Source organism: Micromonospora sp. NPDC020750 (assembly GCF_044334565.1).
In the GTDB taxonomy this organism is placed as follows: domain Bacteria; phylum Actinomycetota; class Actinomycetes; order Mycobacteriales; family Micromonosporaceae; genus Micromonospora.
Genome location: NZ_JBIRTH010000006.1, coordinates 395,258 through 421,598 on the forward strand (window position 1 = coordinate 395,258; position 26,341 = coordinate 421,598).

A 26,341-nucleotide genomic window follows, 5' to 3' on the forward strand; every position below is an offset into this window, starting at 1 on the left:
AGGGGTGGCACGGTGAGCGCGAGGAGTGAGCTTGCGAGCCCCGCAGTCGCGAACAGGGGTGGCACGGTGAGCGCGAGGAGTGAGCTTGCGAGCCCCGCAGTCGCGAACGGGGGTGGCACGGTGAGCGCGAGGAGTGAGCTTGCGAGCCCCGCAGTCGCGAACGGGGGTGGCACGGTGAGCGATTTTGCGAGCGCCGCAGTCGCGGACGGAGGGTGGGCCCGGTGAGTCAGGCTTCGGTTCTCTACGACCTGCCCGGGCCGAGGGCCCGGCGGCGCAACGCGCTCCTCGGCGTCGCGTCGCTCGTCGGCATTGTCGCGCTGCTCGCCTGGGTCGGCTGGAAGTTCTACGACACCGGCCAGTTCGAGGCCCGCAAGTGGGAGCAGTTCCAGTACGCGGCGGTGCAGCGGGAACTCCTCGCCGGCCTGTGGGCCACCCTCAAGGCGGCCGGCATCGCCGCGGTGCTGGCGCTGCTGTTCGGCGCGGTCTTCGCCAGCGCCCGGCTCAGCGACAAGTGGGTCCTGCGCGCACCGGCCACGTTCATGGTCGAGCTGTTCCGGGCCATCCCGCTGCTGATCCTGATCTTCTTCGGCTACTACGTGCCGTTGCAGTACGGCTGGTCGATCGACAAGCTCTGGGCCCTGGTCATCGGCCTGATGCTCTACAACGGCTCGGTGCTGGCGGAGATCTTCCGCGCCGGCATCAACGCGGTCCCCTACGGCCAGACCGAGGGCGCGTACGCCATCGGCTTGCGCAAGAACCAGGTGCTGCGGCTGATTCTGCTGCCGCAGGCGTTCCGGTCGATGCTGCCGGCGATCGTGAGCCAGCTCGTCGTGCTGCTCAAGGACACCGCGCTCGGCTTCATCATCACCTACCCGGAGCTGCTCTTCGTCGGCAAGCAGATCGGCGGCCGGCTGGCGTTCGGGCTGCCGTACGTGCCGACGTACCTGATCGTCGGGGCGATCTACATCGCCATCTGCGGCCTGCTGTCGATCTTCGCGTGGTGGCTGCAGAAGCGGATGGGGCGGATGCCACGTACCGCCGCAAAGGTGCTCCCGGCCCAGGATGCCGGCGCGGACGCCTCCCGGATGGTGTGACCTTTCGGTCCTGATAGCCGACGGGCGGGTGGAGATCTCCACCCGCCCGTCGGCATTTCCGGTCGCTCTGGGCCGCCCCTGCCCGCCGGTCAGCGGGCGATCTCGGTGACCCGGGACTCGCGCACCACGGTCACCCGGATCTGACCCGGGTAGGTCAGCTCTTCCTCGATCTGCTTGGCCACGTCCCGGGCCAGCACCGCCGCGCCGATGTCGTCGACGTCGTCGGGCTTGACCATCACCCGGATCTCCCGGCCCGCCTGCATGGCGAAGACCTTCTCCACGCCGATCTTCCCGGCCGCGATCTCCTCGATCCGCTCCAGCCGCTTGACGTACGCCTCCAGGCTCTCCCGCCGCGCCCCGGGCCGGCCACCGGAGCAGGCGTCGGAAGCCTGGGTGAGGACGGCCTCGATGGTCTGCGGCGGCACCTCGTTGTGGTGCGCCTCGATGGCGTGGACGACGTCCTCGCTCTCGCCGTACTTGCGGGCCAGGTCGGCGCCGATGATGGCGTGGCTGCCCTCCACCTCGTGGGTGAGCGCCTTGCCGATGTCGTGCAGGAACGCCGACCGCTTGATCGTCGGCACGTCCAGTCGCAGCTCGGCGGCCATGATCCCGGCGATGTGCGCGGTCTCCACCAGGTGCTTGAGCACGTTCTGCCCGTACGAGGTGCGGTAGCGCAGCCGGCCGAGCAGGGTGACCATCTCGTCGTGGATCTCGGTGATGCCGACCTCGACGAGGGCGTCCTCGGCGGCGCGGCGGCAGAGTTGCTCCACCTCCTGCCGGGCCAGGTCGTAGACCTCCTCGATCCGGTGCGGGTGGATCCGGCCGTCGAGGACCAGCTTCTCCAGGGTGACCCGGCCGACCTCGCGCCGCACCGGGTCGAAGCAGGAGAGCAGCACCGCCTCGGGGGTGTCGTCGATGATCAGGTTGACCCCGGTGACCGACTCGAAGGCGCGGATGTTGCGCCCCTCCCGGCCGATGATCCGCCCCTTCATCTCGTCCCCGGGCAGGTGCAGGACGCTGACCACGCTCTCCGAGGTCTGCTCGCTGGCGATCCGCTGGATGGCGTCCACCACGATGTGCCGGGCGCGCTGATCGGCCGTGCTGCGGGCATCCGACTCGATGTCCCGGACCAGCAGCGCGGCCTCCCGCTTGGCCTGCGTCTCGATCGCCTCGATCAGCTCCGTGCGGGCGGCGTCGACGGTCAGCCCGGCGACGCGCTCCAACTCCCGCCGGACCTGCTCCTCCGCCTCGGTCAGGGCCCGTTCCCGCTCGACCAGCGCGGACTCCCGGACGGCCAGGGCGGCGCTGGCGGCGGTGAGCTGCCGCTCCCGGCCGGCGAACCGCTCCACCTCCTCGGTGTGCAACCGCTCCCGCTCGTCCATCCGGGCGGCCCGCCGCTCCACCTCGGCGGCCTGTTCCCGGGTGGTCGAGGCGAGCACCGCCACCTCGCGTTCGCCGCTGCGCCGGGCAGCCGTGCGCAGTTGCTCGGCGTCCGCCTCGGCCTGCTTGTGGGCCCGCTCCAGGACGGTGTCCGCCTCCGCGCGGGCGCCGTCGAGCACCCGCCCGGCCTCGGAGCGGGCCGCCTTCGCCTCGGCCTTCGCGGCGGCGGCCTCGGCGCGCGCCGCCGCGGCGGCGGACTTGGCCACGTCGATGGTGCTGTTCACCTCGTCGGCGGCGGTGCGCAGCGCGGCCAGGGACTGTTCCTGGCGGTCCTTCTCGGCGACGAAGGCCGGGTCCTCGGGGCGGGGGGCGGTGCTGATCCGGCGCATCGTGCGCAGCCCCACCAGCACCGCGCCGACGACCACGACGGCCAGCACCAGCACCACGGCGAGGATGAGGGCATCGAAGGCGTTCACGGCCGCACCGCCACATCGACGCGGGCCGAAACGAGCCGACGGGCCGGGACGAGCGGGCGGGCCTGGCCGCCGCCGGTGGCAATGGCGGTGGCGCCGCCGGTAGCGGTGGCGGTGGCGGAACTGCGGCGTGCCGCCCGGGTGCCTTCCGGGCAGGAGCCGGGGCGGGCGACTCGGGCACCGCCGGGTCGGAGGCCACGGCGCGCGGCGCCGCCGCCGACCCCGTCGCCCGTCGGTGCGCCGCGACCGACGGCCGTCCTGTCGGGACCACCGGTGTACCTGTGCCACCCCGCCATGGCCGCCTCCCCTGAACGTCGGCGCCGCAGTGCTCGTGCCACTGGGCACGCGCGCTGCGGCTCTGAGACGCCCGACCTGAGCGGCTGGCCATGGGTAGCTCTCACCACCGGCGGTGCCCGTGGGCATCGTCGGCAGCCGGGTGCAGTTGTCGCACCAACTCCGGTCCGGCCTGTCGGAGCTGGCACCGCAGGCCGGCGAGCCGGCCAAAGTGATGCTGTTCTGTTACGCGATCTATGTTGTGCGCTTAGCCTGCGCTGGTCGGGCAATGTGAGCCTGTATGGCGAGGCTAGGTCTCCGGGGGCCATCTGGTCAAGGACTCATGATCAAACCCCTCGAACGGAGCGAAGTTGGAGGGTCACCGAACGCCGATCCGACGCCGGACACCGCCGGACAAAGGTGGCGTGGCGCGCCCGCCGCCGGGGCATCGGCGCTGCTCGGCTCAGTGGGCTCCACCCGCGAGGGCCGCGTCGACCAGCGCGGCATTGTCGGTGGCCGGCGCGCCGCCCGGCAGCACGAAGGTGTCCTCCAGCCCGATCCTGGTGTCGAGCCCGCGACCGACGGCCTCGGCGAGCATCGGCCACACCGCCGGGCCCTCGGCGTGCAGCAGCACCGGCGGGCCACCGGGCGGCAGGGCGGCGAGAATGCCGGCCGCGTCGACCAGCGCGTCCGCCGGATCGGGGGCCATGCACTCGACGAGGACCCGCAGGGCCGGCACCCGCCAGCCCCGGTACGCCCGGACGGCGTCCAGGGTCCAGACGCCGGCCTCGACGGCCACGCCCCGCTCGACCAGCGCCGCCGCCACCTGCTCGGCACCGACCTCGTGCACGTTGACCGACGCGAAGTCGGGCGGCACCCGCCAGGCCCGCACGGCGGCCACCCGGGCGGCCGGATCCGGCTCGATCCACGCGCCGGTGCTCACGCCGACCGGCAGCCCGGGGCAGGCGGCGCGCAGCGCGCCGACCGCCGCGTCGACCGCCGCCGGGGCGAGGGACTCCGCGCCGGCGGCGTCGCGTGGGTGGACGTGTACCGCCGCGACCCCGAGGGCGGCGCAGCGATACGCGTCGGCGGCCAACTCGGCCGCGGTGACCGGCACGGCGGGGTGTTCGGCCCGGCTCCGGCCGCCGTTGAGACACGCCTTCAACATCGATGCCGCCTTCCCGCCACACCCCGCCGATCACCGCTTGACGAACCCACCGGGACCCCACCGCCTCCGCCGGACATCCCACCCGGCCGGCCGCACACTGTCAGTCGAGGCTGCGGCTGTCCCGGTCGACGTCGCCCTCCGCGTCGGCGAGCGCGTCGGCGTCGATCCGGTCGGCGAACTCGGCCGCCTCGGCGCTCTGCGCGGCGAGCGCGTCCTTCACCGCCCGGATCGCCACGCCGGGCGGGTAGCCCTTGCGGGCGAGCATGCCGACGAGCCGGCGGAACACCGCGTCCGGCTCGCCCCGGGCCGTGCGCAGCTTCCGTTCGACCAGCACCCGGGCCGTCTCGGCCTCGGTCTCCTCGTCCAGCTCGCCGAGCGCCTCGGTGGCCACCTCGCCGTCCACGCCGCGCCGGCGCAGCTCGTTGGCGAGCGCCCGACGGGCCAGCCCCCGGCCGGCGTGCCGGCTGGACACCCAGGCCCGGGCGAAGGCCGCGTCGTCGATGATGCCGACCTCGTCGTACCGGTCGAGCACTCCGGCGGAAACCTCCTCGGAGATCCCCCGCTTGGCGAGCGCGCCGGCCAGCTCGGCCCGGGTGCGCGGACGCAGGGCGAGCTGGCGCAGGCAGATCTCCCGCGCCACCTCGGCCTCGTCCCGGGGCGGGGCCTGTCCGCCTGCCTCCGGGTCGGTCGCCTGATCGGGGCGGCCCCGCCGAGGACGGGGCGGAGTCTCGGCGTCGCCCGACCGGGACGGGCTGGCATCCCAGCCCCGCCCCGCCCGGGCGCGTCGTCCTGCCACTGGTCAGCTACCGGTCAGAAGTCGACCGGCGGCAGCTCCGGGCCACCGGCGGCGTCGCCCGCGCCGACCCCGACGCCGAGCTTCTCCAGGATCTTCTTCTCGATCTCGGCCGCCACGTCCGGGTTTTCCTTGAGGAACTCCCGGGCCTTCTCCTTGCCCTGGCCGAGCTGGTCACCGTCGTACGTGTACCAGGCGCCGGACTTGCGGATGATCGCCTGCTCCACGCCCACGTCGATGAGCGAGCCCTCGCGGGAGATGCCCTTGCCGTACATGATGTCGAACTCGGCCTGCTTGAACGGCGCGGCGACCTTGTTCTTCACGACCTTGCACCGGGTGCGGTTACCGACCACGTCGGTGCCGTCCTTGAGGCTCTCGATACGGCGCACGTCAAGCCGGACCGAGGCGTAGAACTTCAGCGCCCGGCCACCGGTGGTGGTCTCCGGGCTGCCGAACATCACACCGATCTTCTCGCGGAGCTGGTTGATGAAGATCGCCGTGGTGCCGGTGTTGTTGAGCACGCCGGTGATCTTCCGCAGCGCCTGGCTCATCAGCCGGGCCTGGAGGCCCACGTGGCTGTCGCCCATCTCGCCCTCGATCTCGGCGCGCGGCACCAGGGCCGCCACCGAGTCGATCACGATGATGTCGATCGCGCCGGAGCGGACCAGCATGTCCACGATCTCCAGCGCCTGCTCACCGGTGTCCGGCTGGGAGACCAGCAGGGCATCGGTGTCGACGCCGAGGGCCTTCGCGTAGTCCGGGTCGAGCGCGTGCTCGGCGTCGACGAAGGCGGCGATGCCGCCAGCCCGCTGGGCGTTGGCCACCGCGTGCAGGGCCACCGTCGTCTTACCGCTGGATTCCGGGCCGTAGATCTCGACGACCCGGCCGCGGGGCAGACCGCCCACGCCGAGCGCCACGTCGAGCGCGATGGAACCGGTCGGGATGACCGAGGTCTGGACAACCGGCCGCTCCCCCAGCCGCATCACCGAGCCCTTGCCGAACTGCTTGTCGATCTGGGCGAGAGCAAGGTCGAGCGCCTTCTCCCGGTCGGGCCCTGCCGCCATGTTTGCCACCCCTGCCTTCGCCGGCGTCTTTGCTGCTGAGCTTCTCGTCACGCGGACACGCTAGGCGCTGGGTCCGACAGAACACCAGCCGACCGGCCGTGAGCTGTGGACGAGCACCCCGCTGTGGACAATAGCCGAACAGGTGTACGAGTCGGCAAGCGACACGCAGACCGGAAGAAATGGCTGCTCAGCGTAGCCGTACAGGCACCCGGTCGGGATACGCGGCGACCACCGCCCGCCACACCACGTGGGTCTGCTCACCCGATCTCAGCGCCTGCTCGATGGTCCGCCCGCCGAGCTGGGACAGCACCTGGTCCGAGGCGATGCTTGCCGCGTAGCCCCGCCCGAACACCTCCTCCAGCCGGGTCCAGAAGTCGGTCAGCCGCACTGTCGGTCCTCCTCGTCCGGCGCCGGTACGGACGCCGGACGCAACGCTAGCGCCAGCAGGGGCACCGTCGCGATCGCCGCCAGCAGGGTGAGCGTCGGATACCCGGCCACCTGCATGACGAACCCGCTCAGCGCGCCGGCGGCAGCCCCGGCCAGGCCCATCGTCAGGTCGGACAACCCCTGCACGCTGGGCCGCACGGCAGTGGGCACCGACTCCGACAGCAGGGTGGAGCCGGCCACCATCGTCCCGGACCAGCCCAGCCCGAGCAGGACCAGGCCGACCGAGAGCCCCGCCGTGTGGTGCCCGGAGACGCCCGCCACCGCACAGGCCGCCAGCAGCACCGCCAGGCCGCCGAGGATCACCGGGCGTCGACCGAGCCGGTCGGTGAGCCAGCCGACCACCGGGGACAGCGCGTACATGCCGGCGATGTGCAGGCTGAGCACGACCCCGACCACCCCGAGCACGGCGGCGTCGGAGTGGTACTCGCCGAGGCGTACCGGGGTCATCGACATCACCGCGACCATCACCAGGTGGCCGACCGCGACGGCGGCGATGCCCAGCCGGGCCGCCGGCCGCGCGCGGACCACCCGCCAGGCCGCCCGCATGCCCGCCCCGCGCCGGCCGCTCGCCGCCGGCCCGCCGGCCGCCTCGGAAGCCTCGGCCGCCGCGAGCCGGCGCGCGGTGAGCAGCGGGTCCGGCCGCAGCAGCACCAGCAGTACGCCGGCGGCGAGCGTGAACGCCACGGCGCTGAACGCGAACGGGCCGGCCAGCGGCGGCAGGCCCCAGCCCCGGGTGGTCCGGTCGGCCAACGCGGCGAAGTTCGGCGCGGCCACCGCCCCGACCGTGGTGGCCCAGACGACCACGGAGAGCTGGCGGCCCCGGCGGGCCGGCTCGGCGAGATCGACGGCCGTGTAGCGGGCCTGGAGGTTGGCGGCCGTGCCACCGCCGAACAGCAGCATGCCGAGAAAGAGCAGGGGCACCTGGCGGGTCGCCGCGGCGAGCACCACCAGCACGCCCCCGGCGGCCCCGACCAGGTACGCGGTGACCAGGCCGGGTCTGCGGCCGTATCCCGTCATGATCCGGGTGACCGGGACGGCGAGCAGCGCGCCACCCACCACCCCGGCGCTCTGCGCCAGGCCGGCGACCGCCGTGCCGGCGATCCGGGCGGCGAGCAGCGCCCCGACCGTGACGCCGATGGTGACGCCGATACCCCCGATGATCTGGGTCACGAAGAGCAGCCGCACCGTCCGGCGCTGGATCGGGGCGACGTCGATCCGGCTCGGGGCCGGCGCGGTGAGGTCGGTGGCCATCGGGGCTCCTCGGGAAGGGGCGGTGGGCTCCCGGATAAGGGCGGCGGGCTCCCGGATAAGGGGTGGTGGGCTGCCGGGTAAGGGGCGGTGGGCTGCCCCATCCTTGCGCAGCCCGGCCCAGGCCGGCACCCTGGTCTGCCATAGGCCGAACTTCCGATCGCCGCCACCAGGTCGCCGGGGCAGAAGCCGGACCGCCACCGCTCACGCTGAGCGGCGGTCGCCTCGGCGACACACGGACCGCCACCGCTCACGCTGAGCGGCAGTCGCCTCGGCGACACACGGACCGCCACCGCTCACGCTGAGCGGCAGTCGCCTCGGCGACACACGGACCGGCACCGCTCACGCCCCAGCGGCCACCAGCCGCCGCCTCAGCCGACGATCCCAGATGGACAGCGGCCCGATCTTGGACAGTTACCGGCCCCCGAGGACGACAACTGTCCAGGAACGACCCGGGCGAGCCTCCTGGGGTGGGTGGGCGGTTGGTCAGGCGGACAGGGCGCGGGCGGCGACGGTCAGGTCGGCGACCAGGCCGGCGTACGCGATGTCCTGGTTGTCGGCGCGCAGCACGGCCGACGGGTGGATGGTGGCCAGCAACCGGGCTGCCGGGGCGTCGGCGACCTTCCCGGCGGAGTCGACCGGCACCCGCGCGAAGTCCTCCGGGTGCTCGGCCGAGGCCGGCCACGGCATCAGCGCGCCCCGCTGCCGGGTGACCCGGAACGTGGGGCCGAGCAGCGCCTTCGCGGCGGTCGCGCCGAGCACCACCACGACGTCCGGGCGCAGCCGGGCGAACTCGGCCACCAGCCAGGGCCGGCACGCGGTGACGTGCACCCGGTCCGGGGTCTGGTGGATGCGCCGCCTGCCGCGCAGCTCGAAACGGAAGTGCTTGACGGCGTTCGTCAGGTAGAGCTGACTCGGGTCGAGCCCGGCGTCGTCGACCGCCCGGCGCAGCAGCCGGCCGGCCGGCCCGACGAACGGCAGCCCCTTCTGGTCCTCCAGGTCGCCGGGCTGCTCGCCGACCAGCACCACCCGGGCATCCTCGCCGCCGCGGCCGAAGACGGTCTGGGTGGCGTCCCGGTACAGCTCGCAGCCCCGGCAGCCGCCCGCGGCGGCGCGCAGCTCGTCGATGGTGTCGGCCTGCGGCGGGATGAACTGCTGCGCACCGGGGGCGGTGTCGGTCTTGTCGGTCATGGCGATCTTTTTACCCGCCGTCCCCGCGCCCACGCGGGCACCCCGCCCGACGCCCCCGCCCGACGCCCCCCGCTTTCACGGAAAGAGTGGTCATGGGACGCGGAATGGCCACGTTTTCCGTGAAAGTGCATGGTGGGCGGGGTGGGTTAGGCGGTGAAGCCGGGTGGGGGGGCGGGGCGGACGGCGGCTGCCAGCGCGTCGGCCAGCGCCGGGATGTCGGCGGTGGTGAGTGAGTCGGCGGTGGCGAGCGAGTCGGTGGTGGCGAGTGAGTCGGTGGTGGCGAGTGAGCTGACCGTGATCCGCAGTCCGGGCTCGGCGGCGATCCGGAACAGCGCCCCCGGGGCGACCACCCAGCCCGCGTCGCGCAGCGCGGTGACGGCGCTGGTCTCGTCCGGCACGGGGAGCCAGACGTTGATGCCGGTACGGCCGTGGCCGGTCAGGCCGCGGGCGGCCAGGGCGGCGAGCAGGTCGCCCCGGCGGCGTTCGTAGCTCTCGCCGGCCCGGTCCACCAGCGCGGCGGTGGCCGGGTCGCGCCAGAGTGCCAGTACGAGGCGTTGCAGCACGGTGGAGACCCAGCCCGCGCCGACCCGGGCCCGGCCGGCCACCCGCGCCACGGTCGCCTCGTCGCCGGCCAGCACCGCGAGCCGCAGGTCGGGGCCGTACGGCTTGCTGACCGACCGGACGAAGGCCCACGCCGGGGTGGCCCCGGCGAGCGGGTGCAGCGGCACCCGGGCCAGCTCGGCGGCGTGGTCGTCCTCGATCAGCAGCAGGCCGTTGCGGCCGGCGAGCAGGGCGCGCAGCGCGGCGGCCCGGTCGGCGGAGACCGCCGCCCCGGTCGGGTTCTGCGCCCGGCTGGTCACCACCAGGGCCCGCGCCCCGGCGGCCAGGGCGACCCGCACCCCGGCCTCGACCGGCCCGTCGTCGTCCACCGGGACGCCGATCGCGCGCAGCCCGAGCGCGGCGACCAGGTCCAGCAGGTCGGCCCAGCCCGGGTCCTCCACGGCGACCGCGTCGCCGGGGCGCAGGTGGGCGGCAAGCAGCCGTTCGATGCCGTCGAGCGCGCCCCCGGTCACGGTGATCTCGTCGGCGGGCACCCCGTCGGCGGCGAGCCGCTCCCGGGCCGCGTCGGCCAGCTCGGGCAGGACGCCGACCGAGGCGTACCCGACGGGGACGGCGAGCTCGGCGGCGAGGGCGGCCAGGTGCGGGCCGAGCGGCGGGAGCAGCCGGGTGTCGGGCTCCCCGCGGGACAGGTCGCGGGCGCCGAGGGCGGGGCTCGGACGCAACGCCCGGCGGGTGGCCACCGGCGGCCGGGGGCGCACCCGGGTGCCGTGCCGGCCGGCGGTGGCGAGCAGGCCGCGCTGGCGCAGTTCCTGGTACGCGCGGGCGACCGTGGCCGGGCTGACCGTCAGCTCGGCGGCGAGGGCCCGCACCGGCGGCAGCGCCGCCCCGGCCGGCAGCTCGCCGGACCGGATGCCCGATTCCACGCTGGCCGAGATCTCGGCGGCCGTCCCGCCGCTCACCTGATAATGTGCTGACACAATTTCGGCATTGTACTAGAACAAAGGCGGGCTGTCGCATGTACCCACCCACGCCCCGGACCACCGCCACCCGCACCCGCGAACGGATGAGCTACGACCGGGCCGCCGCGCACGCCGTCCTCGACGAGGCGTACCACTGCGCGTTCGGGTTCACCGTGGACGGCGAGCCCCGGGTGCTGCCCACCCTGCACGTCCGGATCGGCGACACCCTCTACCTGCACGGCTCCACCGGCAGCCCGTCGATGCTCGCCGCCCGGGGCGACGGCCTGCCGGTCTGCGTCGCGGTGACCCTGCTCGACGGGCTGGTCTACGCCCGCTCGCAGTTCCACCACAGCGCCAACTACCGGTCGGTGGTCGCGCACGGCACCGCGCACCTGGTCACCGATGCCGGGGAGAAGGCCGCCGTGATGACCGCCCTGGTGGAGAAGGCCGCCCCCGGGCGCAGCGGGGACGCCCGCCCGCCGAGCCGCCGGGAGATGGCCGAGACGGCGGTGCTGGCGCTGCCGCTGCGCGAGGTGTCCGTCCGGTCCCGCGCCGGCGGGGTACGCGACGACGAGGCCGACCTGGACCTGCCGCACTGGGCCGGGGTGCTGCCGCTGGCGCTGACCCCCGGGCCGCCCGAGCCGGCCGCCGGGGTGACCGCGCCGCTGCCGGCGTACCTGCGGACCGAGCGGTCGCCGTGGCTGGAGCCGGCCACCCTGCGGGGCGCGCACGTCGTGCTCGAACCGCTGGACCTCGCGCACGCCGACGAGCTGCACGCCGCCACCGACGACCCCGAGGTGTGGCGGCACCTGGGCTGGCCGCAGCCGGCCGATCCGGCCGGGACGGCCGAGCTGATCCGGGCGGCGCTCGCGGCCCACCACCGGGGCGAGCGGGTGCCCTGGGTCCAGCGGTGCGCGGTCACCGGGGCGGCGGTCGGCACCACCTCCTTCTACGAGGTCGACCCGGCGTTGCGGACGCTGGCCATCGGGTACACGTACCTGGGTCGGCCCTGGTGGCGGACGGGGATCAACACCGAGGCGAAGCTGCTGCTGCTCACCCACGCCTTCGAGGAGTTGGGCGCGGAGCGGGTGGTGTGGCACACCGACCTGCGCAACGAGCGCTCGCAGCGGGCCATCGAGCGGCTGGGCGCCACCCGGGAGGGGGTGCTGCGCCGGCACCGCGTCCGGCCCGACGGCTCCTGGCGGGACACCGTCCAGTATTCGATGATCGCCGACGAGTGGCCGAACGCACAGGCCATGCTGCGGGAATGGGTTTCCGCCGCGCCGGCCCCGGCGCGATGATGTCGGGCGTGCTGGGCATCACCGACATCTGGACGTACCTGCTGGGGACCGTGGCGATCGTTCTGCTCCCCGGCCCGAACTCGCTCTTCGTGCTCTCCACCGCCGCCAAACGCGGGGTACGGACCGGCTACCGGGCCGCCGCCGGGGTGTTCGTCGGCGACTCGGTGCTGATGGTCCTCTCCGCCGCCGGGGTGGCGTCGCTGCTCCAGGCGTACCCGCCGCTGTTCCTGGTGGTGAAGTACGTCGGCGCGGCGTACCTGGGCTGGGTCGGGCTGGCGATGCTGCGCGGCGCGGTGCGGCGCTGGCGGGACCGCAACGACCCGGCCGCGCCGCGGCTGATCGACGCCGCCGAGCCGGCGGAGCTGCGCAGCCCGTTCCGGCGGGCGCTGGTGATCAGCCTGCTCAACCCGAAGGCGATCCTGTTCTTCATCTCGTTCTTCATCCAGTTCGTCGACCCCGGGTACGCCTGGCCGGCGCTGTCGTTCCTGCTGCTCGGGCTGATCGCCCAGGCGGCCAGCGTGCTGTACCTGACGATGCTGATCTTCGCGGGGACGTACCTGGCCGCCCAGTTCCGCCAGCGCCGCCGGCTGGCCGCCGGGGCGACCACCGGGGTGGCCGCGCTCTTCCTCGGCTTCAGCGTCAAGCTCGCCACCGCCTCGGTGTAGGAGGGCACGACCGCCCGCCCGCCACCACCCGGGGGCGACGTACCGGCTCAGGTGCCGTCGCCCCCGCCCCCACCCCCGCCGATGCCCGCGCCGCCGGCGGTGCCGCCCAGCCCGTAGCCCGGCCGGACCGGCTGGTCCGGCCGGCGGCTCACGTGCGCCGACTCGCTGATCCGGGCCGACCAGTGACCGTGCGCCGCCGCCGCGGCGTGCCGGTTGATCGCGTGCCGCAGCCAGCCGTCCACCACGGCGACCCAGTCGGCCCGGTCCGCGCCGGCATGCCAGACCCGGAACCGGCTGATGCTCTGGTGGGTGACCCCGGCCAGGGAGAGTCGGCGGTCGGCCCAGAGGATCACCTCCAGGCCGGCGGAGTTGGCCACGAAGATCACCTCCAGCTCGGTGATCGGGCCGGCGTAGAGCGGCGCGACCCACCAGCCGAGCCGCTGGTGCAGCGGCAGCGCCTGCTCCACCCCGGGCAGCCGGTCGGCGGCCAGGCCGGCCTGGCGCAGGCTGAACCCGAGCGAGTCCAGGGCGGCGAGGATGTGCTGCTGGGTCGGCAGGGGGTGCACGAAGATCGGGACCATCGGGCCCTGCTCCAGATCGACGTCGACCGACGCCTCGGTGCGCAGGCCCATCCGCAGGCTCATCAGCGGCACCCCACCGAAGATCGTGACCGGGGTCTCCCAGGGCAGCGGCAGCGCGAAGTCGACCGCCCGCCGCCGCCCGGCCGGCACCACGAACGCCCCGGCGATCGACACCTGGTGGAACTGCACGAGCCGGCGGGGGGCACCCGGGTCGTCCGGCTCCACCTGGGTGACCAGGCCGAGCCGGAGCCGCCGGACGGGGACATCGTCGCGACCGGCGTGCAGCGTCACCCGGCCGGGCAGCCGCAACCCGGGGCGGGTGCTCGGGTTCGCCAGCGTGGTGTGCACCGCGAGCCCGGTCCGGCCGGACTCCGGCGACACCCCGGTCAGCCGCACACCGCTCCCTCCGTACCCCCTCGGTGGTGGCACGGCTTTCCCGGTCGGCGGCCGGACAGTCCTGCCGGACCGGACCGGACCGGCGCGGACGTCGGGGGCCGGCCCGGCTGGTCGCCGGACCGGCCCCGGACGGTCCTCAGCGCAGCCGACGGTTCAGCGCAGCCGGCCGCCCCCCAACGGCCTCAGCGCAGCCGGCGGCCCCGGGGCACCGGGTCGGTCTCGTCGTCGAACTCGCCGATGACCTCCTCCAGCAGGTCCTCCAGCGCCACGAAGCCGATCGGGCGGGTCGGTCCACCGCCGTTGCGGACCAGGGCGAGCTGGGCCTGCTGGCCCTGCATCGCGGTCACCGCCTCCGTCACCGACGCCGTCCCCGGCAGCGTGAACGCGGCGCTCATCAGCTCGCCGGCGGTGGCCGTCCGGCCGGTGGTGGTGGCCCGCACGGCCTCCCGGACGTGCACCAGGCCGCACACCTCGCCGCCGGAGTCCAGCACCGCCAGCCGGGACCGGCCGCTGTCCCGGGAGACCTCCTCGATCCGCTCCGCCGGATCGTCCCGGCGGACCGTGACGATCTGGTCGAACGGCTCCATCACCTGGGCGACCGTGGTGCCCTGGAGCTCCAGCATGCTGGTGAGCAACTGGTGCTGCTCGGCGCCGAGCAGCCCGTGCTCGCGGGACTGTTCCAGCAGGATCCGCAGCTCGGCCGGGCCGTGCACCTGGGCGAGCTGGTCCTGCGGGTTCACCCGGACCAGCCGCAGGATCGCGTTGGCCAGGGCGTTGAGCAGCGACAGCACCGGCCGGGCCACCCGGGCGAAGGCCCGGAACGGCAGCGCCAGCAGGGTCGCCGAGCGCTCCGCGTCGGTGATCGCCCAGGACTTCGGGGCCATCTCGCCGACCACCAGGTGCAGGAAGGTGACCACGGTCAGGGCGAACACCAGCGCGACGATGTGACTGGCCGCCGTGGGCAGGCCCACGGCGTGCAACAGCGGGCTGAGCAGGCCCTCGATCGCCGGCTCGGCCAACGCGCCCAGGCCCAGCGTGCACAGCGTGATGCCGAGCTGCGCGCCGGCCAGCATCAGGGACAGCTCGCGTACGCCGTCCAGGGCCGCGCGGGCCCCCCGGCCGCCGCCCTCGGCGACGACCTGTTCCAGCCGGTACCGCTTGCTGGCCACCAGCGCGAACTCGGCGGCCACGAAGAACGCGTTCAGCGCCAGCAGCACCACGGAGACGAGGAGCGCCACTCCCGGGCTCATGCCGTCTCCCCCTCGCCCGCGGTGGCCTCGGTGAGCCGGAGCCGCACCGAGTCGGCGACGTGCCGGTCCACCGCGAGCACCTCGACCAGGGCGCGCCGCGCGATCTGGGCGTCACCGTCGGCCACCAGGGCGATCTCCAGCCGGTCGCCCACCTCGGGCACCCGGCCCAGCTCGCGCATGACGAGCCCGGAGAGGGTGTCGTACTCGGGGGCCTCGGGCAGGGCGATACCGGTGCTGTCGGCGACCTCGTCGATCCGCCAGCGGGCCGGCACCAACCAGGAGCCGTCGTCCTGCCGGGCGGGGGCGCGATCCGGCGGATCGTCCTCGTCCCGGATCGGGCCGACCAGCTCCTCGGCGATGTCCTCCAGCGTGATCACGCCGGCGAAGCCGCCGTACTCGTCGACCACGCAGGCGAGCTGCCGGTGCCCGACCCGGAGCCGGTCCAGCACCGTCGGCAGCGGCAGCGTCTCCGGCACCAGCAGCGGGGGCCCGGCCACCGCGCTGACCGGGGTGGTCGCGCGCTCGGCCGGGGGCACGGCCAGCACGTCGGCGATGCCGACGACGCCGACCAGGTCGTCGACGCCCTCGGTGCCGCGGACGGGGAACCGGGAGTGCCCGGTGTCGAGCAGCTCCACCACCCGGCTCAGCGGCTCGTGTGCCCGGACGGTGTGCACGTCGACCCGGGGCACCATGGCCTCCCCGGCGGTCAGCGTCCGGAAGTCGAGCCCACGGTCGAGCAGGTCGGACATCTCGGCGTTCAGGTGCCCCTCCTCCCGGGACTCGGCGATGATCTGTTCCAGGTCCTTCGGGGTGGCGCCGCTGGGCAGCTCCTCGATCGGCTCGATGCCGATCCGACGCAGCAGCCGGACGGCGGCCTTGTCGAAGAGCGTGATCACCGGCCCGGCGACCTTCAGGTACATCAGGGTGGACCGGCTCAACGCCCGGGCCAGTTGCTCGGCTCGGGCGATGGCCAGGTTCTTCGGGGCCAGCTCGCCGAGGACCATCTGCACGACGGTCGCGATGAGCAGGGCCAGCGCGATGGACAGCGGCAGGGCGACCGCGGCGGACACGCCGGCCACGTCGAGCAGCTCGGCCAGCCCCGCGCCCAGGTAGGGCTCGGCGGCGTAACCGACCAGCAGGGCGGTCACCGTGATGCCGAGCTGTGCGCCGGAGAGCATGAAGGAGAGCCGGCCGGTCACCTCGAGGGCCCGTGCGGCGGCCTGGTCGCCGTCGTCGGCGAGCTGCTTGAGCCGCCCCCGGTCCACGGCGACGTAGCCGAACTCCTGGGCCACGAAGTAACCCGTGGCGGCGGTGAGAACGATGATGAGGACGAGTCCTACGACGATCAACACGGGTTGCTCAGGGCTCCCGGGGCCGTCGGGACGGGAAGATGCCGGGCGCGACCCGGCTGGCTACTGCTGCCCTCCTGGGCAGAAGAGTCGATCATGTGGCCCATTTTATCGGCGTCGGCTGAGCGCCCGCTGAGGGACGCCCTCACCGCTCCTCGGCGAGTTCGTCGACGTCGAGCAGGGAGCGGTCGACCCGGCCCGAGCGGTACGCGGCCCGGCCGACCATCTGGGCGGCGACCGGCGCGGTGGCCAACTGGAAGACCGCGACCAGGACGATCATGCCGATGTCGGACGCCGTGCGCAGCCGCAACGCCACCCCGACGAGCAGCAGCAGCACGCCGAGCACCTGTGGCTTGGTGGCCGCGTGCATCCGGTCGAGCACGTCCGGGAAGCGCAGCACGCCGATCCCGGCGGCGAGGCTGAGCAGTCCGCCGGCGACCAGGCAGGCCGCGCCCAGCCAGTCGGCGACCACGCCCGCGCTCACGACTCCTCCCGGACGGCGAAGCGGACCACGGCCACCGCGCCGACGAAGCCGAGCAGGGACAGCACCACGAGCACCGGCAGGGTGGTGGCGTGCCGGTTGACCGCCGCCTCCGCCCCGACCGCGCCGGCCATCGTGTTGAGCAGCACGTCGGCCGCGACCACGCGGTCCAGCAGCGAGGGGCCGCGGTACAGCCGGGTCAGCGCGAGCAGCGCGGTCACCGAGAAGAGCACGGTGAGCACGGCGGCGAGCAGCAAGGTCACTGGTCTGGCCCCCTGTCGGTGGGACGGTCGGGATGCGCGGCGGCGGAGGAGGGCACGTCCGGGGCAGGGGTGTCCAGCAGGCGGAGTTCGGCGGCGGAACCGATCGCGCGGACGATCCTGGCCTCGGTGGCGAGGACCCGCTCCCGGCTGTCGGTCAGGTCCGCCGGGCCGTGCACGTCGAGCACGTGCACGTAGAGCAGGCCGCGTTCCCGGTCGACCTCGATGATCAGGGTGCCGGGGACCAGCGAGATCGCCTCGGCGGTCAGCGCCAGGTTCAGGTCGGTGCGCACCCGCAGGCGTACCGCGATGATGGCGCCCCGGGGCAGGTAGCCGGGCCGCACGGCGACGTGGGCCACGTGGATGCTGGCGCCGACCAGTTCCGTGACGAACCGGCCCGCCAGCACGAGCAGCGCCCAGGGGCGCAGCCGGCCGCCGAAGGTGACCGGCGGCAGCGGGAAGAACACCAGCACGGCCACGCCGACCAGCAGCCCGCCCAGCAGGTTGCCCCAGGAGGGCCGCCCCCAGAGCAGGTTCCAGACCCCGACCATCCAGGCGAGGGCCGTCAGCCGGTCCCGCCACCGTACGGCCCGGCTTTGGCCCCGGGCCGCCGGCCCGTCCGGGCCGACCGGGCCGTTCGGGCCGCCCGCGGGCCGCGGGTCGCCGGAGGCGGCGGGGCGGCGGGCCCCGGTCACGGCACCCCGCCGGGCAGCACGGCCCGCACGTACGGGGTGCGGGCCCGCAGGTCGGTGGCCGCGTCGGTGCTGACCCCGAACAGCGGACCGGCGGCGACGGTGAACCCCAGCCCCAGCACCACCAGGGCGGCGGTGGCGCCGACCATCAGGGCGGGCAGCCGGACCGTCGGCTCGGTGGTGGCCAGCCGGGGCTCCCGCCAGAACGCGATGCTCCACACCCTGGACGCGGCGTAGAGGGTGACCAGGCTGGTGGCGGTGCCGGTGGCGACCAGCACCCAGGGCAGCGGGCCGCCGACCGCCACCCCGGCCTGGAGCAGGCCCAACTTGCCGAGGAACCCGGAGAACGGCGGGATACCGGCGAGGTTCATCGCGGGCACGAAGAAGAGCACCGCGACCAGTGGGGCGACCCGGGCCAGCCCGCCGAGCCGGCGCAGGTCGGTGCTGCCGGCCCGCTCCTCGACCAGCCCGGCGACCAGGAACAGGGTGGTCTGGATGGTGATGTGGTGCGCCACGTAGAAGATCGCCCCGGCCAGCCCGGCGACGGTGCTCAGCGCCACCCCGAAGATCATGTAGCCGATGTGGCTGACCAGCGTGAACGAGAAGATCCGCTTGATGTCCGACTGGGCGACCGCGCCGAGGATGCCGACCACCATGGACAGCCCGGCCACCACCATCAGCAGCCCGGAGACCTGGCCACCGGGGAAGAGCAGGGTCTCGGTGCGGATGATCGCGTACACGCCGACCTTGGTGAGCAGGCCGGCGAAGACCGCGGTGACCGGCGCGGGCGCGGTCGGGTAGCTGTCCGGCAGCCAGGCCGACAGCGGGAACACCGCCGCCTTGATCCCGAACGCCAGCAGCAGCATGAGCTGGAGGCAGAGCCGTACGTTGTCCGGCAGCGCGTCGAGCCGCTGGGCGAGCTGGGCCATGTTGAGGGTGCCGGTGGCCGCGTACACCAGGCCCACCCCGGCCAGGAAGATCATCGAGGACAGGATGCTGACCACCACGTACATCGAACCGGTCCGGATCCGGACCTCCGTGCCGCCGAGGGTGATCAGCACGAAGCTCGCGGCCAGCAGGATCTCGAAGCCGACGAAGAGGTTGAACAGGTCCCCGGCGAGGAAGGCGTTGGTCACGCCGGCGGTGAGCACCAGGTAGGTGGGGTGGTAGATGGTCAACGGGGCCGACTCGCCGGTCTCCCCCTGCCCCTGGCCGATCGAGTAGAGCAGCACGCACAGCGTCACCGCCGAGGAGACCACCACCATCAGCGCGGCGAGCTGGTCGGCCACCAGCACGATCCCCACCGGCGGGGGCCATCCGCCGATCCGCACCACCACCGGCCCGTGCCGGTACGCCTCGACCAGCAGCACCACGGCGACCACCAGGCTGGTGCTCAACCCGACCACGCTGACGTCGCGTTGCAGCCGGGGCCGGTCGGCCAGCAGCAGGGTGAGCGCGGCGCCCAGCAGGGGCACCACCACCGGCAGGGGCACGAGCGCCTGGTGACCGGTCACGGCTCCTCCGTCCGCCGTAGGCGGCGCAGGTGCGGCTCCGGGGCGACCTGCTCCGGGTCGTTGTCCGGCCCCTCGCCGCCGAGGTCGGGCGCGGGCAGTTCGTTGCGAGCGGCCAACTCGGCGACCTGGCGGTCCTCCAGGTCGTCCTGCACCTCGTCGTTGCCCTGCAGGTACCAGCTGCGGTACGCGACGGCGAGCAGGAACGCGGTGAGCCCGAAGGTGATCACGATGGCGGTGAGCACCATCGCCTGCGTCAGCGGGTCGCTCATCCGGTCGACCGGGCCGGTGCCGACCACCGGGGCCCCACCGGACCGGCCACCGATCAGGACCAGCAGGTTCACCCCGTTGCCGAGCAGGATGACGCCGAGCAGGATGCGGGTCAGGCTGCGCTCCAGCAGCAGGGTGACGCCGGTGCCGGCGAGCACGCCGACGACCACCACCAGCACCATGGTCGTGCCGGTTCCGTTCACCGCAGTTTCCCCTTCGGGTCGACGACCAGCCCGCGCTCGCGCTGGCCGGCCGCCTCGATGTGCCGGTCGATCTCCGCGCCGAGGCTGCGCAGGATGTCCAGCATCAGGCCGACCACGATCAGATAGACGCCGATGTCGAAGAGGAGCGACGAGACGACGTGGAGGTTTCCGACGCCGGGCAGCGCGAGGTCGATCTTCACGCTCTCCAGCACGGACCGGCCGGCGACGAGGGCGGCCACGCCGGTGCCGACCGACACGGCCAGGCCCGCGCCGAGGATCGTGCCCGCGGAGACCGGGGCCGCCTCGGCCAGCTCGTACCGGCCGCCGGCCAGGTAGCGCACGACCAGGGCGAGGCTGGCCACCAGGCCGCCGGAGAAGCCGCCGCCCGGCGCGTTGTGACCGGCGAAGAGCAGGAACAGGGAGAACAGCACGATGGTGTGGAAGAGCAGCCGGGTGACCACCTCGAAGACGATCGACCGGCGGTGCTCCCGCAGGGTCGGCCCGCCGCGCAGCCACACCGGCCGCTGCGGCCCCGGGCGGCGGAGCACCTCGGGGCGTCGGGGGCGGCGCGGGCGGGGACCGGTCCGGGAGCGCTCGAAGATCAGGCTGGCCACCCCGGTCGCGGCCACCAGCAGCACCGAGATCTCGCCCATGGTGTCCCAGGCCCGGATGTCGACCAGGGTCACGTTGACGACGTTGCGCCCGTACCCGGCGGCGACCGCCAGGTCCGGGAAGTCCAGCGAGATCGGCGGCGCGGTCCGGGCCCCGGCCGCGACCAGGGAGAACCCGCCGAGCACCACGCCGACGGCCACGCCGAGCGAGCGGCGTACCCAGCGACTGCGGCGCAGCGGACGAGCGGAGAACCGCTCGGGCAGCCGGCGCAGCACCAGCACGAAGACCGCGATGGTGGAGCTCTCCACCAGGAACTGGGTCAGCGCCAGGTCTGGCGCGCCGTGCAGCACGAACAGCATCGCGATGCCGTAGCCGGTGACCCCGACCAGCAACATCGCGGTGAGCCGGCGGCGGGCGCCGACGGCCACCAACGCGGCCACCGCGATGACCAGCCCCACCATCAGTTGCAACGGGTTTTCCCAGAAGACGATCCCCTGCCGCCAGGGGCGCGCAGCCAGCATCGCCCCGCCGGGCACGACCACCAGGACGATCAGGATGGTGCCGAGGTACTGGGGCAGGGACCCGCGCTGGGTGACGCTGGTGACCTCGATGGCGAGCCGGTCGAACTGGTGGGTCAGCCACTCGTACCCCCGGGCGCCGTCCACCGGCGCGCGGACCCGCTGCACCACGGGGGCGAGCGGGCCGCGCAGCGCGAACAGCACCGCGCCGCCGCCGAGTGCCAGGGCGGAGAGGCCGAGCGCGGCGGTCGGCCCGTGCCACAGCGCGAGGTTCTCGTCGACCGGGCCGAGCAGCTCGGCGTACGGGCGCAGCAGGCGACCCAGCGGGCCGGCGAGCAGCCCGACGACGAGCCCGGCGACGGCCAGCAGGGCCGGCGGCCCCAGCATCGCGACGGGGACCGGGTCCGGTTCGACGGGCGCGACGGCCGGCCGGTCGGCGAACGCGCCCCAGACGAAGCGGGCGCTGTAGGCGACGGTCAGCACGGTCCCGGCGACCAGCCCGGCGAGGACCAGCGGATGGTCGGTGAACGCCGCGAGCACCGCCTCCTTGGCGACGAAGCCGACCAGCGGGGGCACCCCGGCCATCGAGGCCGCGGCGAGCGTCCCGACCGTGGCCAGCAGGGGGGCGTGCCGGCGCAGCCCGGACAGCTCCCGCAGGTCCCGGGTGCCGGTGGTGTGGTCGATCGCGCCGACGACGAGGAAGAGCGCCGCCTTGAACAGCGCGTGAGCGAACAGCATGGCCGTGCCGGCCAGCGCGGCCTGCGGGGTGCCCGCCCCGAGGACCACGGTGAGCAGGCCGAGCTGGCTGACCGTGCCGTACGCCAGCAGCAGCTTCAGGTCGGTCTGGCGCAGCGCCGCCCACCCGCCGGCCAGCATGGTGAGCAGGCCGGCGGTGACCACCACGGGACGCCACGGGCCGGCCGCCGCGAGCACCGGGGCGAGCAGCCCGAGCAGGTAGACGCCGGCCTTCACCATCGCCGCCGCGTGCAGGTACGCGCTGACCGGCGTGGGCGCGGCCATCGCCGCCGGCAGCCAGGAGCTGAACGGCAGCACCGCCGACTTGGTCAGCGCCCCGGCCAGCACCAGCAGCACGGCCGTGGCCAGGTAGCCGCCGTGCGGCAGGTCGGCCGCCGCGAGGGCGGACCAGCGGTACCCGTCGGCGTGCCGGCCGAGCATCAGGAACCCGACCAGCATGGCCAGCCCGCCGAGGGTGGTCACCATGAGCGCCTGGGCGGCGGCCCAGCGGCTGGACCGCCGCTCGGTGCTGTGCCCGATCAGCAGGTACGAGAAGATCGTGGTCAGCTCCCAGCAGACGTAGAGCAGCAGCAGGCCGTCGGAGAGCACCAGGCCGAGCATCGCGCCGGCGAACGCGACCAGCACGGCGGCGAACCGGGCCAGCCCCGCCGACCCGGCGGAGAAGTACCGGGCGCAGTAGACCAGCACCAGCGCCCCAACGCCGCCGACGAGCAGGGTCATCAGCCAGGACAGGGTGGTCATCCGGAAGGCCAGCTCCAGCCGTAGCTGCGGCACCCAGGGGTACGTCTCGGCCACCGCGCCGCCGTCGCGCACCGCAGGCGTGCGGGCCAGCGCCCAGCCGAACGCGGCGGCCGGCGCGAGCGCCAGCGGATAGCAGGCCCGCGGCCCCCACCACCGGACCAGCAGCGGCGCGACGAGCGCCGCCACGAGGTGGAGGATCAGCAGTACGAGCACCCGCGCTCCCGGTCGAGGTGGCAGCCGTGCGCGCCGAGGGAAGCGCCTATGAGCGATCAGACGCCAGTTCGCGGCCCTATGGGCGGTTTTGCCAGAATTCAGGGTGCGTCGGCGGGCAGAAGGCGGCGGCGTGCGGTCAGTGGCGCTCGGCGCGGCGTGGCCGGCGTGTCAGGGACAGCCAGCCGAGGAACCGGGCGTGCATCGCGGTTCTGTCGGGGTGGCCGCCGAGTCGGTACATGTCGTCCATGGCGTCGTGCATCATGGCGGCCAGGTAGAAGGCGAGCGCGACGGTGTGGCCGTGGAACTCGGTGGGCAGGTCGAGCTGCGCCGCCGGGCAGGGCCATTGCGCGGCGCAGACCCGGCAGAGCCAGGCGGGCCGCATCGGCAGGTGCGGGCGGGGCATCAGGACGCCCGGGTGGGGCTCGCGCCCCGGACCGGCGTGGCCTGCCGCAGGGGCGCGGCGAGCCGGTGCAGCCCTTCGCGCAGCACGAACAGCTCACGCTTCGCGACCGCGTCGCCTGCGGCATTCAGCTCGTACGCCTCGACCCATGTCCAGCCGTGGTACGTGTGCTGGTTCTTCATCTCGCGGATGACCCGCACGGTGATCGGCTTGACGAACTGCGGGCTCGCGGCGCGGGTCAGGCGCAGCACGTCGCCCGGTTGGATCGGTCGGGCGCTCACCACGGTCTTCCGGGGTGAGGTTCTGCTCGGTTCGGCACGGTGATTCCCCTGTCCGTGGAGATTGGAGAGGGGGCCACCCGCTCAGGTGTGTCGGAAGGACCGGGCGGCCCCCTCGACGAACGCGGGCCGGGGCGCACTCCCTGCCTGCCAACCCACGCCGTCCTGATGACAGCCTGCCGAGGGTTGCGGAGCAATCACACAGCGTTAGATTATTTCTTTCGGACGTTCTGTTTGCTCTTGAAGGGACTCAGGCATGAATCATGCGTTCGTCGCGGCCCTCGCGGAGGCGTGCGAGACCTCCGAAAGCTTGGCGGGTCGCATAGGGATTCACCCGAAGACCGTCGCCCGCTGGGCCAACCCGGGGCGCATTCCGCAGACCCGGCACCGTGCCGAAATTGCGAAGATACTCGGAAAGGACGTTGCCGAGCTGTGGCCGGATGCCCTGCGCCGCGAACCGGTGTGGTTCCGGCCGTGGGTCGACATCGAGCGCGCGGCGGTCGCGCTGCGGGCCTTCCAGCTCGCGTGGGTTCCGGGCCTGTTACAGACCGAGGCGTACGCCCGCGCCACGTTCCACGGGCAGCCACTACCGCCGGCCGAGGTCGAAGACCTGGTCGCGGCCCGTATCAACCGGCAGGCGATCCTCACCTGCGACGAAGCGCCGCTGACCGTCGTTGTCATCGACGAGCAGGTGATCCGACGGGCGGCGGCCGGCGGGCGGGCGACCATGACGGCCCAGCTCGCCCACCTGGTGACCTGCGCGGAGCTTCCCACCGTCCAACTGCACATCGTTCCCCGCGACGCCCCGACCTATCCGGGGCTCGACGGCCCATTCACGATCGCCGAGCTTCCCGGCGGGACGCGGGTGGCGCATGTGGACAGCCAGGCCCAGGCGCACATCATCGATCAGGCGTCCCAGCTTGCTACTCTCGAACGACGGTGGGAACGCATCCGGGGCGAGGCCCTGTCCCGGTCGCAGTCCCTGGACCTCTTGAGGGAAGCGGCAGCAGCATGGACATGACCGGCGCACAGTGGCGCAAGAGCACCAAGAGCGGCGGCAACGGCGGCGACTGCGTCGAGGTCGCCGACAACCTGCCCGGCGTCGTCCTCGTCCGTGACACGAAGGACCGCGACGGCGGAACCCTCTCCTTCTCGCCGGCCACGTGGCGCGGCTTCGTCGACCTGGCGAAGCGCGTCGACTGACCCCGCTCGACCCGCAGGCCCTCGGCATACGCCGGGGGCCTGTTCCGTGGCCGGCTCGGGACGGGTTTATGAATCCCGAATGACCACCGGCTGACAAGGGAGGGGCGAGTGTGGAAGTGGAGTTGATGCTCGGCGTGGCGGACGGGTCTGAGCCTCGGCTCGACCAGTTGGCCCGCCATCTGGGCCGGGCCCTCGGCTTCGACCTGAAACGGGAGGGTTCGGGTCAGGAAATGTACGCCGGCGGAAACGACCTGTGGAGGGTATGGCTCACATTTGACTCGGCTGAACTGGAGCCGTTCAAAAGTCATCCGTACTCGCTGGAGGTGGGTTTCATCGGACGCCCCACTCTCGATCAGGTGGAGTCGATGTATGAAAGGATGGCGACGCTCGGTGGCTACCGAGCCATGCTGATCGTCGACTACAAATGCCTTCGGTCGACCCACACCCCGTGCGTGGACTACTGACACTTGTCGATTTCTTCGCCCACTGAGAGCTGAAGGCGGGTGGTCGTGTTCATGCCGCGACCACCCGCCATCTCTGGTCTCGAAAACGACGTATGTGTGTCGAACTGCTGGTCTCGATCCGGAGATCCCGTTCCGCTCCTTGCGGGTGACCCGAGATCCTGGCCGGGGCCTCGGTCTCACCGGCCCTCAGTCATGTCCCCCTCTCCCGCACATGCCCTGTGAGGTCGCCACTGCACCGCCCCATACCGCCCCGTTCACCGGGCAGTCGGGCGGCGGCCTGACGAATACGCCCCCACCCGGTCGGGGACCTGCCCTTCGGCCCCTATGGAGCTGCCCCGTCCACGCTCCCGCTCCACCGACAGCACAAACGGGGCAGCTCCATAGGAACCAACGCAGGGCAGGCCGACCCGGCAGGGCCGACGGCAGGGCCGACGGCAGAGCCGACCCGGCAGGGGCCGACCCGGCAGGGGCCGATGGTGCCGGCAAACGCGCGCATCCCCAGGGGCCCGCCAAGCCGGAGACCCTCACGACTTTGCCGCGGGCCCCGGCCGTCAACCCCAGCTCAGACGGCTGAGACCAGACGACTCTGCCGAGAATTGGCTGGTCTTGTGTCTCCTCCGACGGAAGGATCTGTGGCGTGATGCTTCACGAGAACGAGATCCCGGTCGACGAGGAAGTCGTCAGGTCACTTCTGCAGATTCAGCACCCCGACTGGGCTTCGCTGTCACTGTCGCCGGCAGGTGCCGGCACGGACAACACCATGTATCGGCTGGGAAACGATCTACTCGTCCGGCTTCCGCGAACAGCCGACAAGGCTCGGTCCCTGAACAAGGAGCGGACGTGGCTCCCACGGCTCGGGCCACTTCTGACGTATCGGATCCCGGAGCCGGTCGCCGCCGGCACGCCAGCCCCCGAGTTCCCGTTGCCCTGGTCGATCTACCGCTGGATCGACGGGGCCGAAGTTGAGCCGAATACCGTCCGGGACTGGGCCGCTTTCGGAACCGAGCTGGCGACGTTCGTCCACGAGCTGCACAACATCGACCTCATGGGTGCAACTCGCGCTGGGGGACTGAGCTGGTACCGCGGAGGCAGCCTGAATGCCTGCGACGAGTGGATCAGCACCCGTTTCGAGGAATGCCGGACCACCATTGACACCGGACTCGATGTCGAAACGTTGGAACAGCTTTGGCGTGCCGCAATCAGGCTGCCTGAGCCGTCGGGCCCGCACGTGTGGCTCCACGGGGACCTCAGGCCCTCCAACCTCCTGGTAGCGAAGGGCCGGCTGCACGCCGTCATCGATTTTGGGGGTCTCTCCGTCGGCTTCCCCGCTGCCGAGCACGCCGCTGTCTGGGACCTGCCGCATCCAGCGCGACAGGCCTACTGGAACGCCGCGAACCTCGACGATCCCACCTGGGCACGTGCTCGGGCATGGGCCATTGCCGTTGGCATCAGCGGGATCTCCTACTACTGGAACACCTGGCCCGCCTTCGTCACCGAATGCCGGACGAGGCTCGAAACGATCCTCACCGACGCCGCCACGCACTGA

The 26,341-nt window shown here is 73.3% G+C and carries 26 protein-coding genes; 7 read left to right on the forward strand and 19 right to left on the reverse strand.

Going from position 1 to position 26,341, the window contains the following annotated elements; translation table 11 throughout:
* Positions 1–221 precede the first annotated feature (221 nt).
* Positions 222–1,094: an amino acid ABC transporter permease gene (locus ACH4T9_RS21090; protein ID WP_396673383.1), complete on the forward strand. Its 873-nt coding sequence runs from the start codon at positions 222–224 to the stop codon at positions 1,092–1,094.
* An 89-nt stretch (positions 1,095–1,183) separates the two neighbouring features.
* Here the strand turns inward: ACH4T9_RS21090 and rny are convergent, their stop codons facing one another.
* The 8 genes from rny to ACH4T9_RS21130 all read right to left on the reverse strand — a co-directional run bounded on the left by rny (position 1,184) and on the right by ACH4T9_RS21130 (position 10,669).
* Complete coding sequence (gene rny / locus ACH4T9_RS21095; protein WP_396673384.1) at positions 1,184–2,950, reverse strand: ribonuclease Y; 1,767 nt, start codon at positions 2,948–2,950, stop codon at positions 1,184–1,186.
* A gap of 733 nt (positions 2,951–3,683) precedes the next feature.
* A complete protein-coding gene (locus ACH4T9_RS21100; RefSeq protein WP_396673385.1) occupies positions 3,684–4,388 on the reverse strand; it encodes a 3-keto-5-aminohexanoate cleavage protein in 705 nt (234 codons plus the stop codon).
* Positions 4,389–4,488: 100 nt separating this feature from the next.
* Positions 4,489–5,184 (reverse strand): regulatory protein RecX, encoded by a 696-nt coding sequence (locus ACH4T9_RS21105; RefSeq protein ID WP_396673386.1) that lies wholly within the window; start codon positions 5,182–5,184, stop codon positions 4,489–4,491.
* Between the two features lie 14 nt (positions 5,185–5,198).
* On the reverse strand, positions 5,199–6,245 hold the full coding sequence (gene recA / locus ACH4T9_RS21110) for a recombinase RecA (RefSeq protein WP_350885269.1): 1,047 nt from the start codon (positions 6,243–6,245) through the stop codon (positions 5,199–5,201).
* A gap of 187 nt (positions 6,246–6,432) precedes the next feature.
* Positions 6,433–6,633, reverse strand: a complete 201-nt coding sequence (locus tag ACH4T9_RS21115; protein WP_396673387.1) for a DUF3046 domain-containing protein — start codon at positions 6,631–6,633, stop codon at positions 6,433–6,435.
* The gene (locus tag ACH4T9_RS21120; protein WP_396673388.1) at positions 6,624–7,943 is read right to left on the reverse strand and encodes an MFS transporter; all 1,320 of its coding nucleotides are present in this window, start codon (positions 7,941–7,943) and stop codon (positions 6,624–6,626) included. The genes ACH4T9_RS21115 and ACH4T9_RS21120 overlap by 10 nt, the downstream gene beginning before the upstream one ends.
* A gap of 483 nt (positions 7,944–8,426) precedes the next feature.
* A complete protein-coding gene (locus ACH4T9_RS21125; RefSeq protein ID WP_396673389.1) occupies positions 8,427–9,131 on the reverse strand; it encodes a UdgX family uracil-DNA binding protein in 705 nt (234 codons plus the stop codon).
* 146 nt (positions 9,132–9,277) lie between these two features.
* Entirely contained in the window at positions 9,278–10,669 is a 1,392-nt protein-coding gene (locus tag ACH4T9_RS21130; RefSeq protein WP_396673390.1) for an aminotransferase class I/II-fold pyridoxal phosphate-dependent enzyme, read from the reverse strand.
* 38 nt (positions 10,670–10,707) lie between these two features.
* Between ACH4T9_RS21130 and ACH4T9_RS21135 the strand changes: the two genes are divergently transcribed.
* Both ACH4T9_RS21135 and leuE read left to right on the forward strand, forming a co-directional pair.
* Positions 10,708–11,952, forward strand: a complete 1,245-nt coding sequence (locus tag ACH4T9_RS21135) for a bifunctional pyridoxamine 5'-phosphate oxidase family protein/GNAT family N-acetyltransferase (protein ID WP_396673391.1) — start codon at positions 10,708–10,710, stop codon at positions 11,950–11,952.
* A complete protein-coding gene (leuE, locus tag ACH4T9_RS21140; RefSeq protein ID WP_396673442.1) occupies positions 11,949–12,617 on the forward strand; it encodes a leucine efflux protein LeuE in 669 nt (222 codons plus the stop codon). Before ACH4T9_RS21135 ends, leuE begins: the two co-directional genes overlap by 4 nt.
* A gap of 47 nt (positions 12,618–12,664) precedes the next feature.
* Here the strand turns inward: leuE and ACH4T9_RS21145 are convergent, their stop codons facing one another.
* From ACH4T9_RS21145 to ACH4T9_RS21195, 11 genes are all read right to left on the reverse strand, one after another.
* Positions 12,665–13,594: a sporulation protein gene (locus ACH4T9_RS21145; RefSeq protein ID WP_396673392.1), complete on the reverse strand. Its 930-nt coding sequence runs from the start codon at positions 13,592–13,594 to the stop codon at positions 12,665–12,667.
* A gap of 182 nt (positions 13,595–13,776) precedes the next feature.
* Positions 13,777–14,844 carry a hemolysin family protein gene (locus ACH4T9_RS21150; RefSeq protein WP_396673393.1) on the reverse strand — a complete coding sequence of 356 codons (1,068 nt, stop codon included), beginning with the start codon at positions 14,842–14,844 and terminating at the stop codon, positions 13,777–13,779.
* The gene (locus tag ACH4T9_RS21155; RefSeq protein WP_396673394.1) at positions 14,841–16,196 is read right to left on the reverse strand and encodes a hemolysin family protein; all 1,356 of its coding nucleotides are present in this window, start codon (positions 16,194–16,196) and stop codon (positions 14,841–14,843) included. The genes ACH4T9_RS21150 and ACH4T9_RS21155 overlap by 4 nt, the downstream gene beginning before the upstream one ends.
* Positions 16,197–16,338: 142 nt before the next feature.
* Positions 16,339–16,677 (reverse strand): monovalent cation/H(+) antiporter subunit G, encoded by a 339-nt coding sequence (mnhG, locus tag ACH4T9_RS21160; protein WP_396673395.1) that lies wholly within the window; start codon positions 16,675–16,677, stop codon positions 16,339–16,341.
* Entirely contained in the window at positions 16,674–16,937 is a 264-nt protein-coding gene (locus ACH4T9_RS21165) for a monovalent cation/H+ antiporter complex subunit F (RefSeq protein WP_350885291.1), read from the reverse strand. Before ACH4T9_RS21165 ends, mnhG begins: the two co-directional genes overlap by 4 nt.
* Complete coding sequence (locus tag ACH4T9_RS21170; protein WP_396673396.1) at positions 16,934–17,629, reverse strand: Na+/H+ antiporter subunit E; 696 nt, start codon at positions 17,627–17,629, stop codon at positions 16,934–16,936. Before ACH4T9_RS21170 ends, ACH4T9_RS21165 begins: the two co-directional genes overlap by 4 nt.
* On the reverse strand, positions 17,626–19,140 hold the full coding sequence (locus tag ACH4T9_RS21175) for a Na+/H+ antiporter subunit D (protein ID WP_396673397.1): 1,515 nt from the start codon (positions 19,138–19,140) through the stop codon (positions 17,626–17,628). Before ACH4T9_RS21175 ends, ACH4T9_RS21170 begins: the two co-directional genes overlap by 4 nt.
* Complete coding sequence (locus ACH4T9_RS21180) at positions 19,137–19,589, reverse strand: Na(+)/H(+) antiporter subunit C (protein ID WP_396673443.1); 453 nt, start codon at positions 19,587–19,589, stop codon at positions 19,137–19,139. The genes ACH4T9_RS21175 and ACH4T9_RS21180 overlap by 4 nt, the downstream gene beginning before the upstream one ends.
* Before the next feature lie 17 nt (positions 19,590–19,606).
* The gene (locus ACH4T9_RS21185; RefSeq protein ID WP_396673398.1) at positions 19,607–22,450 is read right to left on the reverse strand and encodes a Na+/H+ antiporter subunit A; all 2,844 of its coding nucleotides are present in this window, start codon (positions 22,448–22,450) and stop codon (positions 19,607–19,609) included.
* Between the two features lie 136 nt (positions 22,451–22,586).
* Positions 22,587–22,853 carry a hypothetical protein gene (locus tag ACH4T9_RS21190; protein ID WP_396673399.1) on the reverse strand — a complete coding sequence of 89 codons (267 nt, stop codon included), beginning with the start codon at positions 22,851–22,853 and terminating at the stop codon, positions 22,587–22,589.
* Positions 22,853–23,131: a hypothetical protein gene (locus tag ACH4T9_RS21195; RefSeq protein WP_396673400.1), complete on the reverse strand. Its 279-nt coding sequence runs from the start codon at positions 23,129–23,131 to the stop codon at positions 22,853–22,855. The genes ACH4T9_RS21190 and ACH4T9_RS21195 overlap by 1 nt, the downstream gene beginning before the upstream one ends.
* 253 nt (positions 23,132–23,384) lie before the next feature.
* Between ACH4T9_RS21195 and ACH4T9_RS21200 the strand changes: the two genes are divergently transcribed.
* The 4 genes from ACH4T9_RS21200 to ACH4T9_RS21215 all read left to right on the forward strand — a co-directional run bounded on the left by ACH4T9_RS21200 (position 23,385) and on the right by ACH4T9_RS21215 (position 26,341).
* Positions 23,385–24,149: a Scr1 family TA system antitoxin-like transcriptional regulator gene (locus tag ACH4T9_RS21200; RefSeq protein WP_396673401.1), complete on the forward strand. Its 765-nt coding sequence runs from the start codon at positions 23,385–23,387 to the stop codon at positions 24,147–24,149.
* The gene (locus ACH4T9_RS21205; RefSeq protein ID WP_396673402.1) at positions 24,146–24,331 is read left to right on the forward strand and encodes a DUF397 domain-containing protein; all 186 of its coding nucleotides are present in this window, start codon (positions 24,146–24,148) and stop codon (positions 24,329–24,331) included. Before ACH4T9_RS21200 ends, ACH4T9_RS21205 begins: the two co-directional genes overlap by 4 nt.
* Before the next feature lie 110 nt (positions 24,332–24,441).
* The gene (locus ACH4T9_RS21210; protein WP_396673403.1) at positions 24,442–24,795 is read left to right on the forward strand and encodes a hypothetical protein; all 354 of its coding nucleotides are present in this window, start codon (positions 24,442–24,444) and stop codon (positions 24,793–24,795) included.
* A gap of 640 nt (positions 24,796–25,435) precedes the next feature.
* The gene (locus tag ACH4T9_RS21215) at positions 25,436–26,341 is read left to right on the forward strand and encodes an aminoglycoside phosphotransferase family protein (RefSeq protein WP_396673444.1); all 906 of its coding nucleotides are present in this window, start codon (positions 25,436–25,438) and stop codon (positions 26,339–26,341) included.

Excerpts from the sequence above, each read along its gene's own strand:
- ACH4T9_RS21215 (WP_396673444.1), top strand. The coding sequence starts at position 25,436 with ATGCTTCACGAGAACGAGATCCCGGTCGACGAGGAAGTCGTCAGGTCA.
- ACH4T9_RS21200 (WP_396673401.1), top strand. The coding sequence starts at position 23,385 with ATGAATCATGCGTTCGTCGCGGCCCTCGCGGAGGCGTGCGAGACCTCC.
- leuE (WP_396673442.1), top strand. The coding sequence starts at position 11,949 with ATGATGTCGGGCGTGCTGGGCATCACCGACATCTGGACGTACCTGCTG.
- ACH4T9_RS21190 (WP_396673399.1), bottom strand. The coding sequence starts at position 22,853 with ATGCCCCGCCCGCACCTGCCGATGCGGCCCGCCTGGCTCTGCCGGGTC.
- ACH4T9_RS21135 (WP_396673391.1), top strand. The coding sequence starts at position 10,708 with ATGTACCCACCCACGCCCCGGACCACCGCCACCCGCACCCGCGAACGG.
- recA (WP_350885269.1), bottom strand. The coding sequence starts at position 6,245 with ATGGCGGCAGGGCCCGACCGGGAGAAGGCGCTCGACCTTGCTCTCGCC.
- ACH4T9_RS21180 (WP_396673443.1), bottom strand. The coding sequence starts at position 19,589 with ATGGTGCTGGTGGTGGTCGTCGGCGTGCTCGCCGGCACCGGCGTCACC.
- ACH4T9_RS21120 (WP_396673388.1), bottom strand. The coding sequence starts at position 7,943 with ATGGCCACCGACCTCACCGCGCCGGCCCCGAGCCGGATCGACGTCGCC.
- ACH4T9_RS21125 (WP_396673389.1), bottom strand. The coding sequence starts at position 9,131 with ATGACCGACAAGACCGACACCGCCCCCGGTGCGCAGCAGTTCATCCCG.
- ACH4T9_RS21205 (WP_396673402.1), top strand. The coding sequence starts at position 24,146 with ATGACCGGCGCACAGTGGCGCAAGAGCACCAAGAGCGGCGGCAACGGC.
- ACH4T9_RS21150 (WP_396673393.1), bottom strand. The coding sequence starts at position 14,844 with ATGAGCCCGGGAGTGGCGCTCCTCGTCTCCGTGGTGCTGCTGGCGCTG.
- ACH4T9_RS21100 (WP_396673385.1), bottom strand. The coding sequence starts at position 4,388 with ATGTTGAAGGCGTGTCTCAACGGCGGCCGGAGCCGGGCCGAACACCCC.